Annotated in this window: 18 protein-coding genes and 1 tRNA gene; 10 read left to right on the forward strand and 9 right to left on the reverse strand. The window is 48.9% G+C overall.

Translation table 11 applies throughout. The annotated features are described in order from the left end of the window. From EJE48_RS05410 to EJE48_RS05440, 8 genes are all read right to left on the reverse strand, one after another. Positions 1-363, reverse strand: a complete 363-nt coding sequence (locus tag EJE48_RS05410) for a NusG domain II-containing protein (protein WP_118582501.1) — start codon at positions 361-363, stop codon at positions 1-3. A 129-nt stretch (positions 364-492) separates the two neighbouring features. After that, positions 493-565, reverse strand: a tRNA-Phe gene (locus EJE48_RS05415). A gap of 136 nt (positions 566-701) precedes the next feature. Beyond that, the gene (gene rpsR, locus EJE48_RS12395) at positions 702-929 is read right to left on the reverse strand and encodes a 30S ribosomal protein S18 (RefSeq protein ID WP_016406867.1); all 228 of its coding nucleotides are present in this window, start codon (positions 927-929) and stop codon (positions 702-704) included. A 27-nt stretch (positions 930-956) separates the two neighbouring features. Then, positions 957-1,400 (reverse strand): single-stranded DNA-binding protein, encoded by a 444-nt coding sequence (locus EJE48_RS12400; protein WP_174707768.1) that lies wholly within the window; start codon positions 1,398-1,400, stop codon positions 957-959. Positions 1,401-1,426: 26 nt separating this feature from the next. Next, complete coding sequence (gene rpsF / locus EJE48_RS05425; protein ID WP_016406869.1) at positions 1,427-1,714, reverse strand: 30S ribosomal protein S6; 288 nt, start codon at positions 1,712-1,714, stop codon at positions 1,427-1,429. 147 nt (positions 1,715-1,861) lie between these two features. Further along, a complete protein-coding gene (locus tag EJE48_RS05430) occupies positions 1,862-2,308 on the reverse strand; it encodes a DUF6773 family protein (protein WP_118582504.1) in 447 nt (148 codons plus the stop codon). 21 nt (positions 2,309-2,329) lie between these two features. Then, entirely contained in the window at positions 2,330-2,524 is a 195-nt protein-coding gene (locus EJE48_RS05435; RefSeq protein ID WP_016406871.1) for a helix-turn-helix transcriptional regulator, read from the reverse strand. Between the two features lie 174 nt (positions 2,525-2,698). Continuing rightward, entirely contained in the window at positions 2,699-3,175 is a 477-nt protein-coding gene (locus EJE48_RS05440) for a GNAT family N-acetyltransferase (RefSeq protein ID WP_118582507.1), read from the reverse strand. A gap of 125 nt (positions 3,176-3,300) precedes the next feature. Between EJE48_RS05440 and EJE48_RS05445 the strand changes: the two genes are divergently transcribed. Beyond that, positions 3,301-4,344: an MBL fold metallo-hydrolase gene (locus tag EJE48_RS05445; RefSeq protein WP_118582510.1), complete on the forward strand. Its 1,044-nt coding sequence runs from the start codon at positions 3,301-3,303 to the stop codon at positions 4,342-4,344. Between the two features lie 173 nt (positions 4,345-4,517). Continuing rightward, complete coding sequence (locus EJE48_RS05450) at positions 4,518-6,656, forward strand: Tex family protein (protein ID WP_124984357.1); 2,139 nt, start codon at positions 4,518-4,520, stop codon at positions 6,654-6,656. A 634-nt stretch (positions 6,657-7,290) separates the two neighbouring features. Here EJE48_RS05450 and EJE48_RS05455 read toward each other — a convergent pair. Continuing rightward, positions 7,291-7,530 (reverse strand): hypothetical protein, encoded by a 240-nt coding sequence (locus EJE48_RS05455; RefSeq protein WP_148095973.1) that lies wholly within the window; start codon positions 7,528-7,530, stop codon positions 7,291-7,293. Positions 7,531-7,973: 443 nt separating this feature from the next. On the opposite strand from EJE48_RS05455, the gene EJE48_RS05460 reads away from it, so the two are divergent. The 8 genes from EJE48_RS05460 (at position 7,974) to EJE48_RS05490 (ending at position 14,252) form a co-directional block, all read left to right on the forward strand. Continuing rightward, the gene (locus EJE48_RS05460) at positions 7,974-8,183 is read left to right on the forward strand and encodes a hypothetical protein (RefSeq protein ID WP_118582516.1); all 210 of its coding nucleotides are present in this window, start codon (positions 7,974-7,976) and stop codon (positions 8,181-8,183) included. 23 nt (positions 8,184-8,206) lie between these two features. Further along, positions 8,207-8,761, forward strand: coding sequence for an ECF transporter S component (locus EJE48_RS05465; RefSeq protein WP_174707769.1), 555 nt, complete (start codon positions 8,207-8,209; stop codon positions 8,759-8,761). Between the two features lie 172 nt (positions 8,762-8,933). After that, positions 8,934-10,013 carry a D-alanine--D-alanine ligase family protein gene (locus EJE48_RS05470; RefSeq protein WP_118582519.1) on the forward strand — a complete coding sequence of 360 codons (1,080 nt, stop codon included), beginning with the start codon at positions 8,934-8,936 and terminating at the stop codon, positions 10,011-10,013. Between the two features lie 13 nt (positions 10,014-10,026). Further along, a complete protein-coding gene (murI, locus tag EJE48_RS05475; protein WP_118582522.1) occupies positions 10,027-10,830 on the forward strand; it encodes a glutamate racemase in 804 nt (267 codons plus the stop codon). A gap of 310 nt (positions 10,831-11,140) precedes the next feature. Then, a complete protein-coding gene (trxA, locus tag EJE48_RS05480) occupies positions 11,141-11,455 on the forward strand; it encodes a thioredoxin (protein ID WP_118582525.1) in 315 nt (104 codons plus the stop codon). A gap of 259 nt (positions 11,456-11,714) precedes the next feature. Further along, positions 11,715-11,840: a hypothetical protein gene (locus EJE48_RS12665; protein WP_016406882.1), complete on the forward strand. Its 126-nt coding sequence runs from the start codon at positions 11,715-11,717 to the stop codon at positions 11,838-11,840. A gap of 341 nt (positions 11,841-12,181) precedes the next feature. After that, positions 12,182-13,132: an L-lactate dehydrogenase gene (locus EJE48_RS05485; RefSeq protein ID WP_016406883.1), complete on the forward strand. Its 951-nt coding sequence runs from the start codon at positions 12,182-12,184 to the stop codon at positions 13,130-13,132. Positions 13,133-13,184: 52 nt separating this feature from the next. Beyond that, positions 13,185-14,252, forward strand: a complete 1,068-nt coding sequence (locus EJE48_RS05490) for a branched-chain amino acid aminotransferase (RefSeq protein WP_118582531.1) — start codon at positions 13,185-13,187, stop codon at positions 14,250-14,252. The last annotated feature ends 150 nt before the right edge of the window (positions 14,253-14,402 follow it).

Genomic DNA, 14,402 nt, shown 5'->3' on the forward strand with positions numbered 1-14,402 from the left:
TTACATCACCACCGCATCAAAATCACCGGGTTTGTCCCCCGTAACGGTTACAACAAGCTTATGAGGCAGGCAGACGATGGTTTCGCCTGTTTTCCTGATTTTTTTATGCTCCACGCAAATCTGGTCGCGGCAGTCCGCCTCACTTACGGTCACTTCCCCATCCTTCACGGTAATCACGTTGTAGCCGTCATCCGTATCAATGCGAATGCTGTCATCTTCGCCCAGAGGGAGAAATGCCTTGCTTTCTCCGCCCACGGTAATTTCCACGCCCTTGCCTTTTTCCGCCCCTGCGGAATAGAAAAACCAGATGCCGCCGGCGATGATAAGTGCCCCTGCAACCAGAAGAAGGTCTGTTTTTTTCATTTTCCTGCCGCCTTTCTGCGTCGGTCTCAAAAAAATATCGAAAAGCTCCTGAAAAACTCTGCATATAAGAAAAAGGAAGCGAATTGCTTCCTTTTTCGAGTAGTAGGATTTTCATGAATATTGCAAAAATGCCCAGAACCGGAATCGAACCAGTGACACGTGGATTTTCAGTCCACTGCTCTACCAACTGAGCTATCTGGGCATAAAAGTGCATCTGTCTGACGCGAGATTTATCATATCATACAAAGCAGGGCTTGTCAACCACTTTTTTTACAGCTTTTCCTGCTTTTCTGCTAAAAAAAGGGCGAAGCCTGCGCTTCGCCCGAAACAGTATCGAATTAGTCCTGTGTATAGGGCATCAGGGATACGTGTCTTGCTCTCTTGATTGCTGTTGTCAGCGCTCTCTGGTGCTTTGCACAGTTGCCTGTGATTCTTCTGGGAAGAATTTTGCCTCTTTCGGAAACATATCTTCTCAGCTTGCTGATATCCTTGTAATCAACTGTTGTTACTTTATCTGCACAGCACTGGCAAACGCGTTTTTTTCTGCGACCACGTTTTCTAATCATGATTCTAAGTCCTCCTTTTTCAAATTTTTAGAAGGGGAGATCATCATCTTCGATGCTTTCATCAATGGGATAGAAGCCATCGGAAGGGGCAGTCTGCTTGGGCGCGGGTGCGGTTGCAGCCGGTGCTGCATCTTTGTGGTTTTCAAAGGAAGCCTTGCTTTCCGCAAAGTATTGTTCCTCAACCACAACATCCGTACTCCAGCGTTTTTTGCCCTCGTTATCATCCCAGCTGCGCACCTGCAGCCGACCGATAATGCTGACCATCTGACCTTTTTTGAAGTATTTTTCCGCAAACTCACCGGCTTTGCCGAATGCAACGCATCCGATGAAGTCGGCATCCTGCTCGCCTTGACGTTTGAAACGGCGGTTGACCGCCAAAGTGTATCTGGCAACGGCTAAGGGCTCGGCTCCTTGGGAATATCTCACCTCAGGATCTCTTACCAGTCGTCCCATCAAAATCACTTTGTTCATAATCTTACCTCCTTCAATCCGCTTGATTAAGCGTCCTTACGGATGATCAGGTAACGCAGAACGTTTTCCATAATACGCATACGAGCTTCGATTTCTGCGGGTGCAGCAGCGGGTGCTTCGAATGTTGTGAAGCTGTAGAAACCTTCGTTTACCTTTGCGATTTCGTAAGCGAGCTTTCTTTTGCCCCAGTCATCAACCTTTTCGATTTTTGCACCGAATCTTTCCAGTGTAGCCTGTACCTTTGCTACCTCTGCTGCTCTGCCTTCTTCGTCCAGTGCGGGACTTAAAACCAGCGCCAATTCGTATTTGTTCATGTGGGTTACACCTCCTTTTGGACTAATGGCCCTTCTTCCTTGAGAAGAGCAAGGATTATTCATATCTGTCGGCAAACTGACCGACACTAAAACAGATTACCATAGAGAGCGGGAAAACGCAAGGATTTTTTTCGTTTTTTCCCGATTTTATTTGGTTTCGTCCTCCGCGTCATAGCGTTTTTCCAGGTTTTCCGCCCGTTTTTTCTCCGCATGGGAAAAAAGATACTGTATCGCAAGGAACAGAAGCACAAAGACCACAGGAGGCAGCAGTGCGGAAAAATCCCCGTTTGTCCATTCGCTTTTCCGCAGGAAAAAAGGAATTAGAAGGAGCAGCAGCAGGGTATCCAGAATGGTGCGCTTGCGGCTGTCCTGCCCTGTCCCCAGAACCACCTCCGTCTGGCGGATGCGCACCGCCTGATACACAGGCGCAAGAATCATAAGGATATATTCTGTCATGCACTGCGTAAGTCCCATGTGGAAATACAATGTCTTTATGCAGAAGGAGAGAACGACCACACACAGCATAATCCGCATCAGTTCGGCATAAATGCGGTTTCTGACCTGCAAGGTTCTCTCGTCTTGGTATTGTTTCATAAAAAAGCCTCCGTTTCGTTTTTATTCCTCCCAGAATAACTCATCCAGCGTTCTGTCCAATGCTTTGCAGATGGCAATGCAGAGATTGAGCGTCGGGTTGTAGTTCCCTGCTTCAATCATGCCGATGGTCTGGCGCGTTACGCCGACCAACTGAGCAAGCTGTTCCTGAGAGAGGTCCTTCGCGGCTCTTGCCGCCTTTAATTTCAGATTTTTCAAAGCATCACTCCTAAATGGTGTTTTTCGGATATCCTTGGGAGTGCTTTCCGGAGAGCACTCCTTATGCTTCAGTTATACAGTATATCCTTCTTAATGTCAAATATATATTGCATTTAATATAAAATAATTTGCAGAAAAAACGAAACAGAGGTATTTTTTATACAGAAAAACGGCTTATTTTTTTCGCTCCATGGCATAATTGTTCCAATGGGAATCTGCTTCCTCGAAATATTCTGTTACCAGAAAGCCGAGACGCTCATAGCAGCGGATGGCAGGCAGATTGAAGCAGTATACACGCAGGGAGAGCCGCTCCAGCTCCGTTTTGGCAAATACCTTTTCGCAAAGGGCGGAAAGCGCTCTGTGTGCAAGCCCCTTTCCTCTCGCCTCCTCTGCGAACAGTACGCGGCAGATGCGCCCCGTTTTTTGGACAGGGTCGATATCGCAAAGCTCCATCGTACCGATGGGAACTTCGTTTTCGTATGCCATGAAAACCGTAACGCCGTCCTTGGCAGACTGACGCATGAGCTGCTCCTTCGTCAAGGGATAGCGGTAGGCAGTTGTGCCTGCCCATTGGAACAGAAAAGCCTCGTCCTTGCCTGCGTTCCAGCGCAGAATGGCATCATAATCGGGGGTGGGTTTTATAGTCAGCATGGAAATCCTCCTTTGGGTTGATTTGCGTTGGGTTGGTTCGTGTTGCGGTGCGCCTTCTGTTGTGGCGTGGTGTGCCTTTTTATGTTACAATCAGTATATCACGAAAGAAAAAAGGAGAAAACAAAATGCTGACAAAAGTTTATAACGAACCCCGTATTTTTCAGATAGATGTCCCTCTGCCTGATAACCCTCTGCGGAATCTCAACTGCTATGTGGTGCAGGATGGCGGCGAAACCCTTATTATTGATACAGGCTTTAACCGCCCCGAATGTCGGGAAGCGCTTCTGGAAGGGCTTGCAGAGCTGGATGCGAATTGGGAGAAAACGAACCTTTTCCTTACCCATCTGCACTCTGACCATACAGGTCTGGCCCCTACCCTGATGGAGGATAAGCCGGGCAAAATCTATATCAGTGCAACCGATCATCGGATTCTGTGGGAGCACATGAAGGGCGCACGTTGGCAGGAAACGGATGCACTTTTTCATCGGGAGGGCTTCACGAGAGAGCAGCTTGCAGAGCTGCGGCTTTCAAACCCTGCGCGTGGTCTGGAGCCAACCCGTTATTTTGAAGCGGAGCATGTTGCGGATGGGGATGAAATCACTGTCGGCAGATGGAAATTCACCTGTGTGTCCGTTCCTGGGCACACACCGGGACAGATGTGTCTGTACTGCGCGGAGAAAAAACTGATGTTCACCGCAGATCATATTTTGTTTGATATTACGCCGAATATTACTCAGTGGAAGGACATGCGCGATGCACTGGGGAATTATCTGGACAGCCTTGTCAAAATCCGCGGCTATGCAATGGAAACGGCATTGCCTGCCCATCGGAAAAACGAAATGGATGTATACGTCCGCATTAACCAGATTGTGGAGCATCATCTGACGCGGCTTTGCGAAACGGTCAACGCACTGGAGGCACAGCCGAACAGCCATGCAACAGCGATTGCGGCGCACTTGAAATGGTCGATGCGCGGCAAAACATGGGAGGAGTTCCCCTTGTCGCAGCGGTGGTTCGCCGTGGGGGAAACCATTGCGCATCTGGAATATCTGATGGAGCGCGGTCTGGCAAAGCGAGAGGAGGGCGGCGCGCAAAGAGCCTATCGGCTGACAGTCTCCGCGGCGGAATGTAAGGAAGAATTGAACAAAATCTGGGAGAATTACCGTTAAACCCTTGCAGGGCTTTGCCCCTGCACCCTACAAGCCTTTGAAAAGGCTTGACCGAAACTTTTTATTTGCCTGCGGCGCAGTTGCAGAAGCGTATGCTTCTGCGAATGGGGGTACAGGGGAATCATTCCCCTGTCAGGGTGTGGGACAGAGTCCCACAGAGAAGGAGAAATCGTATGGATATTATAAGGAAATTACGGGAAGAATTTGGAATAACGCAGAGTCAGGCGGAAAATACCGTAAGGCTGCTGGATGAGGGCAACACCGTCCCCTTTATCGCCCGCTACCGCAAGGAAATGACAGGCTCTTTGGATGACCAGATTATTCGGCAGCTTTCCGAGCGGCTGACAGCTCTCCGCAATCTGGAGGACAGGCGGACACAGGTGCGGACAGCTATTGCCGAGCAGGGCAGGCTGACAGATGCACTTGCGGCAAAGCTGGATGCCGCCCAAACACAGACGGAAATCGAGGATATCTACCGCCCGTTTCGCCCGAAACGCCGCACCAGAGCGTCGATTGCGAAGGAGAAGGGCCTACAGCCTTTAGCGGATATTATTTGGGGGCAGAAGCTGATTGGTACGCCGGAGGAAGCGGCAAAAGCCTTTGTGGACAGTGGACAGGGAGTGGACACCGTTTTGGACGCAATAAATGGCGCAATGGACATCCTTGCGGAACAGATTTCGGATGATGCCGATTTACGAAAATTGCTGCGCGAGGAAACGATAAAATGCGGCGCGATTGTTTCCAAAAAAACGAAGGACGAACCCTCCGTCTACGAAATGTATTATGACTATCGGGAGCCGCTCAAAAAAGCGGCGGGGCATCGCGTTCTGGCGATGAACCGCGGCGAGAAGGAGGGCTTCCTTTCCGTGAAAATCGAAGGGGAGGAGGAAAAGCTGCTGCAAAGGATGGAGAAAAGGCTCATCCGCAGAAGCAGTGATACCGCCGATATTCTGCGAGAGGTTATCGCGGATAGCTATAAGCGGCTGATTGCGCCCTCGCTGGAGCGCGAAATCCGCAATGACCTGACGGAGCAGGCTGAGGAAGCCGCCATTGGCGTATTTCGGGAAAACCTCAGACAGCTTTTATTGCAGCCGCCCATCAGCGGAAAGGTTGTGCTTGCGCTTGACCCTGCATACCGCACAGGCTGTAAGATTGCGGTGATTGATGCAACGGGCAAGCCTCTGGAAACTACGGTGGTTTATCCCACACCGCCGCAGAACAAAACCGCCGAGGCTGAGAAAAAGCTGCTCGGCCTGATTGGAAAATACGGCGTGGATTTAATCTCCATCGGCAACGGCACAGCCTCAAGGGAATCGGAGCTTTTTGTGGCGGAAATGCTGAAAAAAACAAAGCGGAGGGTGCAGTATATCATTGCGAATGAGGCAGGGGCATCGGTATATTCCGCATCCAAGCTGGGCGCGGAGGAATTTCCCGATTATGATGTTTCGCTGCGGAGCGCGGTTTCCATCGGCAGAAGAATCCAAGACCCCTTGGCGGAGCTGGTGAAAATCGACCCGAAATCCATCGGTGTGGGACAATATCAGCATGATATGAACCAAAAGCGTCTCGGCGAGGCACTCGGCGGCGTGGTGGAGGATTGTGTAAACAGCGTCGGGGTGGATTTGAATACGGCAAGCCCTGCGCTGCTTTCCTATGTGGCAGGCATTCACGCAACAGTGGCGAAAAATATCCTTAAATATCGGGAGGAGCATGGGAAATTTACTGCCAGAAGGGAGCTTTTAAAGGTAGCAAAGCTTGGCCCGAAGGCATACGAGCAGTGCGCAGGCTTTTTGCGGCTGCCCGAAAGCGAAATGCCGCTGGACAGAACGGGGGTACATCCCGAAAGCTATGCGGCGGCGGAGGGCCTGCTTGCGCTGTGCGGCTATGGCTTGGCGGATGTTGCGGCAAGGAAGGTCAGCGGCTTGGCAAAGAAAATCAAATCTCCCGAAAAGACGGCGGCAGAGCTTGGAATCGGCGTGCCGACCCTGGAGGATATCATGCGTGAGCTGGAAAAGCCGGGACGAGATCCCCGTGAGGATGCCCCTGCGCCCGTGCTCCGCAGTGATGTGCTTTCCATGGAGGATTTGCAGGAGGGCATGGTGCTGACGGGAACGGTGCGCAATGTCATTGATTTCGGCGTGTTTGTGGATATTGGGGTGCATCAGGATGGCTTGGTGCATATTTCCCAGATTTGCGATAGATTCATCAAGCATCCCCTAGAGGCGGTCAAGCTGGGGGATGTGGTGCAGGTGAAGGTGCTGTCGGTGGATTTGCAGAAAAAGCGGATAGCGTTGACGATGAAGGGGATTTGAGAAAAGGCGCGACAAGGTTGATGGCGCATGCATGGGCGAGGAAGAGCAACGGTGCTTTGCACCGAATGGGCGTAGTCACGCCAAGAATAGCAGTGCTTCGCACTGGATGGGCTCATGCGAGCCAAAAATTTGCTTGGACAACATGAGTGTTGCGCCCGTTTGGAACTCTTTCGGCGAAACAAAGGATTCCTTCCTTACTTTTTATGCTAAAAAGTAACAAAAACTTGGAACCCGTTTCGGAATGGGTTCCAAACCTCCGCAACCGAGGAAAGGGCAACAAAGTTTCCCTTTCCAAACCCTTCCCCACCATGCCGGAAACGGCAGAGAGAAAAGCGGCGCGGTGCGCCAAGAATAGCAGTGCTTCGCACTGGTTGAGCGCGTTTGCGCTACAAATTTTCTTGGTGAAGATAAGTTGTTCGCCCGTTTGGAACTTTTTCGGCGAAACAGAGGATTTCTTTCTTACTTTTTATGCTAAAAAGTAACAAAAACCCGGGACCCCTCCTCAATGGGTCCCGGACCCCCACAGGAGGTCCAAGAGGAACGATGTTCCCCTTGGATATCCCCTCCCCACAAGCCCCTTCGGGCAGTATAAAGTGCCTTTTCGGCATAGCTTGCTCTCCGTCCTTCGGGCAGGCTATTTTGAATTTTTCAACCCTTTGTAGGCTGCAAATAAATCTTCCAGTAATTCTTGAAATTCCGTTTGAAATATAATCATCTGGTCACTGATGTATGCGGAACCTTCTGTGTATTGCTTATTCAGTACTTCCTCGTTCTGCCACAAAGCATCTTTTAACAGGCATACCAAGGCACAGATGGAATCATATCTATAACACATTTGTTCTAATTTTCTCAGGTTATAATGCAATTCTTCCAAATCAGGCACCTCCGTTTTCTTTAAAAGCATAACAGAAAATGACTTGATTTTTCTGAAAAGCCACAATTTTGTTGCATAAAATATTTGCAGGCGCAATTGCGCCGCCTTTCTCTATACCCTTTCGGGTCTGTGGGGAAGGGTTTGGAAAGGGAAACCCTGTGTCCCTTTCCTCGTCTGCGGAGGTTTGGAACCCATAGCGAAACGGGTTCCAAGTTTTTGTTACTTTTTAGCATAAAAAGTAAGGATGAACGCCCTTGTTTCGCCGAGAAAGTTCTAAACGGGCGCAACACTCCTGTTGTCCAAGCAAATTTTTGGCTCGCATGAGCCCATCCGGCGCTTGCGCCGCTAATCTTTTCGCAGATGCGCCTACAAGGGTGGCGTTTTCCTTGCAAAAAAGCCTTTTTTATGCCATAATAGAACAAAAATTATGAGGAGGGAGACGAATGTTCGATATTGGAACAACGGCGGTTTTATTGGATGCGGCACAGGATTTGAACGAGGCTTTGCAGGGCGGAGCGGCGTTATCCCTAATCCCCATTGGCATCGGCACGATTGTCGGCATTGGCATTGTTGGCTTTTTTGCGCATCATTTTATGAAAAAGGGCGACGAAGCCAGACGAAATGACCCAAACCGTTTTAAACGGCTGAAATAAAAAGTACGGAGGAAAAAGAAAAAATGGAACAAAAAAACAGAAGAATTTCAACCAGACAGCTGGTTTCTATGGCGATGCTTGGGGCAATCTCCATTGTGCTGGTGGCAGTGATACATTTTCCGCTGATTCCTGCGGCGGCGTTTCTGGAATATGACCCGGCGGATATCCCGATTCTCATTTGCGCCTTTGCGTATGGCCCGCTGGCAGGGCTGCTGCTGACGGTTGTGGTCTGCTTCATACAGGGCTTTACGGTCAGCGCGCAGAGCGGCATTATCGGCATTGTGATGCATATTTTTGCAACAGGCTGCTGCGTACTGGTGACGGGGAACATTTATAAAAGAAACAAGACGAGAAAAACGGCGGTCATTGCGCTGATTCTGGGGGCATTGGTGCAGACGGCGGCAATGGTGCTGATGAATATGATTTTTACGCCGCTTTTCATGGGTGCGCCCCTGGAAACGGTGCTTGCGCTGATGATTCCTGCAATCATTCCCTTTAATGTGCTGAAGGCAGGCATCAACGGTGTGATTACCTTCTTTTTATACAAATCCATTTCCCATCTGATGAAGGGGAATTAAATTAAGGCGAAATCAGGATAAACTTCAAAGGGGTTTATCTTTTTTCGTGTTTTCTTGCAAATTTTGTGTAAGATATTGAATTTTATGCTATTCCTGCAAGTTTTTATTGTCAGGAAAGGGGGAAGTGCATATAATAGAGAAAGTATTGGTCGGAAGCAGGGAGGACGAGAGTATGGTCAGCAAGAAAACGGTTGCAGTGATTTTTGGAGGACAGTCCTCCGAGCATGAGGTTTCCAGAACTTCGGCGGTGATGATGCTGCAGGCACTGGATAAGGAGAAATATCAGGTATTGTCGGTCGGAATTACGAAAAAAGGGCAGTGGCTGATTTACAACGGGCCTGTAGAGCATGTGAAAACAGGCGAATGGGAAAAATTCGGCACGCCCGTGAGCCTTTCTCCTGATGCGACGAAGAAATGCTTTCTGAAAATCGTCGGGGGAAATGTGAAGGAAATCCCTGTGGATGTGGTGATTCCCGTGCTGCACGGCGCATGGGGCGAGGACGGTACGATTCAGGGGCTTTTGGAGATGGCGCAGATTCCCTATGTGGGGTGCGGCGTGCTGGCATCTGCCGTTTCTATGGATAAGGTATACACGAAGATGATTGCGAAGGCGGCAAGGATTCCGCAGGCAAAGTATCTTTGGTTGCATAAGAACGACCTTGAGGAAAAGAGAGAGAGAATTCTCGACCATGCGGAGAAAAAGCTGGGCTATCCCTGCTTTGTGAAGCCCTCCAACGCGGGCTCCTCTGTGGGCATTTCCAAGGCGAAAAACAGAGAGCAGCTTTCCGCGGCACTGGACTTTGCGGCAGGCTATGACAGAAAGGTCATCATAGAGGAAGCGATTGATGCGAGAGAATTTGAGTGTGCGGTGCTGGGCAATGAAGAGCCGATGGTCAGCGGCGTGGGCGAGGTACTTTCTGCGGCGGAATTTTATGATTATGATGCAAAATACAACAACAGCGACTCCCGTACGGTGATCCCTGCGGAGGTGGAGGAAGAAAAGACAGAGGAAATGCGCCGTATTGCCAGAAAGATTTTCCGTGCCGTGGACGGCAGCGGACTGGCGAGAGTGGATTTTTTCATTGACAAAAAAACAGGAAGAGTGCTCTTTAATGAGCTGAATACCATGCCGGGCTTTACACCCATCAGCATGTACCCGATGCTCTGGGTGCAGGCAGGCATGACGGAAACAGAACTGATGGACCGCTTCATCGAGCTTGCGCTCAAGCGCGATTCGGGCATCAGAGGATGAGGAGAAGGAAGAAATGGATACAAGACCAATCGGTGTATTTGATTCGGGGGTTGGCGGTCTGACTGTGGTAAAGCAGATTATGAAGGTGATGCCCCATGAAAATATTGTATATTTCGGGGATACGGCGCGCGTGCCCTACGGGACGAAATCCAAGGAGGCCGTAACGAAATATTCCAAGCAGAATGTACGGTTTCTGCTGAGCAAGGAAGTGAAGGCGATTATTGTTGCCTGCAATACGGCAAGCTCCAACAGCCTGGATGCGTTGCGGGAGACGTTTGATGTGCCCATCTTCGGTGTGGTTGTGCCGGGCGTGGAGGAGGCACTGCGCTCCACGAAGAATAAGAAAATTGGCGTAATCGGGACACCGGGGACGGTGCGTTCCGGCGCGTATGAGCGGATGATCTGCGAGCAGGACAGCGAAATGCAGGTATTCACAAAGGCGTGTCCGCTCTTTGTTCCCTTAGCGGAGGAGGGCTGGACGGATAACGAGGTTTCCAGACAGGCGGCGAAGCGGTATCTGGAGGAGCTGGTGGCAACGGGGATTGATTCCCTTGTGCTGGGCTGTACGCATTATCCCCTTTTGAAGCGCTGCATCGGGCAGACGGTCGGGGAGGCAATCAAGCTGGTTGACCCTGCGAAGGCAACGGCAAGACGGGTGATGGCGTTCTTAAAGGAGCATGACCTGCTGAATGAGAGCGAGGGTGTCGGCGAGAAGCAGTTTTATCTTTCCGACAGCACGGATACGTTCCGCTTTGTGTGCCAGAAGGCACTGAAGCACCCCTATGAGCCGGAAATTATTGATATCGAAATGTACTGAAACAAAAGGACTGCAATAAAAAGGACGACAGAATGTAAAAATTCTGCCGTCCTTTTCTTAAGGGGAAGAAGTAGAAAGAATGTTATTTCTGAAGGCATTTCTGCCCTCAGAGGGGGAGTAACATCCTCGGTAACAGTATTGCCCTGAGACAGAGGAATATACACGAAAAGAAAAAATATTATTGAGAATTATTATTATTTGATATATACTATTGAAATAAATTCCTTTTTCTGCTATACTGGAACAAACATAAGAATACAGCCTTCGGTTAAACTGATACCGAAGAAGGCATATAAAGGAGGAATGACAGATGAAGCAACTCAAATCTCAGGAATTTCAGGCAGAGGTACTGGAAAGCAAGGTGCCCGTACTGGTGGACTTTTCCGCGACATGGTGCGGCCCCTGCCAGATGATGGGCCCCGTTTTGGAGCAGCTTTCCGCAGAATACGAGGGAAAGGCGAAAATTGTAAAGGTGGATATTGATGAATCCATGGATTTGGCGCAGAAATACCGCATTATGAGCGTACCAAACATGATTATCTTTAAGGATGGCGCGCCTGTGGATGCAGTGATTGGCGCAGTGCCTGCAAATCATCTGAAGGAAAAGCTGGATGCTGTTTTGTAAGACAACAAAACGTCCCCCGATTTTACGGAATCGGGGGATTTTTTATTGCGGTGTTTGGCACTTGGATTGTCTATTTTGTCAGTAGGAATTTTCTGCTATATGATTTTTTTGTCATTTTTGCCGAGAATGGGGTAAAAATGTATAAAAACAGATACAATGAGCGAAAAATCCTCGCTGTTTTTTCCGTTGACGGGAAAAAAAGAAAGTGATATCTTTTTTTTATCAGAGAAAAACAGATTTTGAAAAGAGGTTATGCGTTATGAAACATTCAGTATTCATGACAACTGCATACGGTTTTGCTGTCCTGCTAATTAGCGTTATTATTCTGGGCATTATTGCCCCTAAGAAAAAGAAGAATAACGCCGATTGTCATGCGCAAAAATAAAACCTTTTTTGCGAAACCTATCTGAGAGATATATGTGTATGTGAAGGCTCATGGCATTTGGCTATGAGCTTTTTTTGTTATCATTTTCCTTTCGGTGAGACACAAAAGGCATGACATAGAAAAATTTACAAAAGAAGGACTTACAAATTACAAAAGAAAAAGCAAAAAGAGATTACAGAAGAAAAAATTTACAAAAGAAGAAATTTTACAGAAGAAGAAAAAACACAAAAGAGAAAAATTTTTAAACCTACAAAAGACAAAGCGAAGCAGATTTTTTACAAAAGAGGAACTGAAAAAAGAAATGCAAAACGGAAGGATAGAAGGACAAGGAGGGAATCTCCATGAAAACAAGAAAAGTCGGTATTATCGGTCTGGGGCATGTCGGCGCGCACGTTGCATACAGCTTAGCGGTGCAGGGCATTGCGGATGAGCTGGTGCTGGTGGACAGCAACGAAAAAAAGGTAGAAAGCGAATGTCAGGATTTGCGCGACAGCGTGGCATATCTGCCCCACAGGGTAACGGTGAACATCGGGACCTATGAGGATCTGGGTGATTGTGACGTTATCGTGAACAGCATCGGGAAGATTGAAATTCTCCGTGCAAATCAGGACAGAACGGATGAAATGAAATTTACCGTGCCTGCGGTCAACAGCTATGTGGGCAGAGTAAAGGCCTCCGGCTTTGACGGAGTTGTGGTCAACATTACAAACCCCTGCGACGTTGTGACGCAGCAGCTGGCAAAGGGCTTAGGCTTACCCCGTGGGCGTGTGTTCGGCACAGGTACCGGACTGGATACCTCCCGTCTGCTCTCTGCACTGGCAAGACAGACCGGCATTGACCATAAATCCATTACAGCGTATATGTTGGGCGAGCATGGGAATCAGCAGTTTGCGGCATGGAGCAATGTTTCCTTCCGAGGAAAATCCTTGGAAGAATGGGCAAAGACGGATGAACGCTTCCGCTTTGACAGGGATGCCCTGCAGAAGGAATCCATCCGCGGCGGCTGGGTCACATTTTCCGGAAAATACTGCACGGAATACGGCATTGCAACTACGGCGGCGCGCATGGTAAGCATTGTGCTGCATGATGAAAAGCAGATTATGCCTGCAAGTGCAGAGCTTTGCGGAGAATATGGCGAGAAGGACGTATTTGTCGGCGTGCCCTGCGTGATTGGCAAAAACGGCGTGGAGGAGGTCGTAGAGCTTTCTCTGAATGAGAGAGAAAAGGAAGAGCTGAAAAAATCCTGCGATGTCATCCGCGGCAATATTAAGATGGTGGAAGAAAAGAAATAAACCTTACAAAAGATAAAATGATAAAATGAGAAAAACAAAGGAGAGAAGACGTATGATGGAAGTAAAGGTAACAAAAACAACAAACCCCAAGGTGAAACCCGATCCTGCTACCGTGCCCTTTGGCGTAGCATTTACAGACCACATGTTTATGATGGAGTATGACAGCGAAAACGGCTGGCAGAACCCTCGTATCGTTCCCTTTGGGGATATTTCTCTGAATCCCGGCGCACTGGTATTCCATTACGGCGCAGAGGTTTTTGAAGGGCTGAAGGCGTACCGCACACCCAGCGGCGAGGTGCAGATGTTCCGCCCTGCGGAAAACTTCAAGCGTATGAACAATTCCGCAGAAAGACTGTGCCTGCCGCAGTTTGATGTGGAGGATGCAGTGGAATATCTGAGAAAATTCGTAGAGGTGGAAAAGGATTGGGTGCCCGACCAGTATGGTACATCTCTGTATCTGCGTCCCTTCCTGTTCGGTACAGATGCAGATCTGGCACTGCATGGCATCTCTCATGCGACATTTATGGTGATTGCCTGCGTGGTAGGCAGCTACTACAAGAGCGGTCTGGCTCCTGTGGATATGCTGATTGAAATGGATGATGTGCGTGCGGTTCGCGGCGGCACAGGCTATGCAAAATGCGGCGGCAACTACGCAGCGGCAACCAGAGCAGGCGAAAAGGCGGCAAAGAAGGGCTATTCTCAGGTTGTATGGGTTGACGGCGTTGAAAGAAAATATGTAGAAGAAGGCGGCGGCATGAACCTGATGTTCGTCTGGGACGGCAAGCTGGTGACACCTGAGCTGAACGGCTCCATCCTGCCCGGCGTAACCAGAAAATCCATTCTGGAGCTGGCAAGAAGCTGGGGCATGGAAACCGTTGAGCGCAAAATTACAGTTGACGAACTGATGGAGGGCTGCAAGAACGGCACAGTGCAGGAGGCATTCATGTGCGGTACTGCCGCAGTTGTAACACCCATCGGCGGCTTTGTACGCGGAGAGGAAAAGGTTGTTGTAAACCATAACAAAATCGGTGAAATGACACAGAAGGTTTATGACGAGCTGACAGGCGTACAATGGGGTCTGAAGGAAGATAAATTCGGCTGGACCGTAAAGGTAGACTGATTTTGCTAATCAAGTAGACTTAAGACACCTTTCAAAGTCTAAAAAATATACCTCTAAAGAATATACCGTATCCGTTGTTGTGGGTACGGTGTATTTTTTTTGCAAAAAACAAAATTTTTTCTTACATCAACAGAAAAAATGTGGTATAAC

This window comes from Anaerotignum faecicola (assembly GCF_003865035.1).
In the GTDB taxonomy this organism is placed as follows: Bacteria; Bacillota; Clostridia; order Lachnospirales; family Anaerotignaceae; genus Anaerotignum_A; species Anaerotignum_A faecicola.

Bases quoted from the DNA above. Each gene is read 5' to 3' on its own strand.
- EJE48_RS05410 (WP_118582501.1), bottom strand. From the start codon at position 363: ATGAAAAAAACAGACCTTCTTCTGGTTGCAGGGGCACTTATCATCGCC.
- rpsR (WP_016406867.1), bottom strand. From the start codon at position 929: ATGATTAGAAAACGTGGTCGCAGAAAAAAACGCGTTTGCCAGTGCTGT.
- EJE48_RS12400 (WP_174707768.1), bottom strand. From the start codon at position 1,400: ATGAACAAAGTGATTTTGATGGGACGACTGGTAAGAGATCCTGAGGTG.
- rpsF (WP_016406869.1), bottom strand. From the start codon at position 1,714: ATGAACAAATACGAATTGGCGCTGGTTTTAAGTCCCGCACTGGACGAA.
- EJE48_RS05430 (WP_118582504.1), bottom strand. From the start codon at position 2,308: ATGAAACAATACCAAGACGAGAGAACCTTGCAGGTCAGAAACCGCATT.
- EJE48_RS05440 (WP_118582507.1), bottom strand. From the start codon at position 3,175: ATGCTGACTATAAAACCCACCCCCGATTATGATGCCATTCTGCGCTGG.
- EJE48_RS05445 (WP_118582510.1), top strand. From the start codon at position 3,301: ATGCTGACAAAAGTTTATAACGAACCCCGTATTTTTCAGATAGATGTC.
- EJE48_RS05450 (WP_124984357.1), top strand. From the start codon at position 4,518: ATGGATATTATAAGGAAATTACGGGAAGAATTTGGAATAACGCAGAGT.
- EJE48_RS05460 (WP_118582516.1), top strand. From the start codon at position 7,974: ATGTTCGATATTGGAACAACGGCGGTTTTATTGGATGCGGCACAGGAT.
- EJE48_RS05465 (WP_174707769.1), top strand. From the start codon at position 8,207: ATGGAACAAAAAAACAGAAGAATTTCAACCAGACAGCTGGTTTCTATG.
- EJE48_RS05470 (WP_118582519.1), top strand. From the start codon at position 8,934: ATGGTCAGCAAGAAAACGGTTGCAGTGATTTTTGGAGGACAGTCCTCC.
- murI (WP_118582522.1), top strand. From the start codon at position 10,027: ATGGATACAAGACCAATCGGTGTATTTGATTCGGGGGTTGGCGGTCTG.
- trxA (WP_118582525.1), top strand. From the start codon at position 11,141: ATGAAGCAACTCAAATCTCAGGAATTTCAGGCAGAGGTACTGGAAAGC.
- EJE48_RS12665 (WP_016406882.1), top strand. From the start codon at position 11,715: ATGAAACATTCAGTATTCATGACAACTGCATACGGTTTTGCTGTCCTG.
- EJE48_RS05485 (WP_016406883.1), top strand. From the start codon at position 12,182: ATGAAAACAAGAAAAGTCGGTATTATCGGTCTGGGGCATGTCGGCGCG.
- EJE48_RS05490 (WP_118582531.1), top strand. From the start codon at position 13,185: ATGATGGAAGTAAAGGTAACAAAAACAACAAACCCCAAGGTGAAACCC.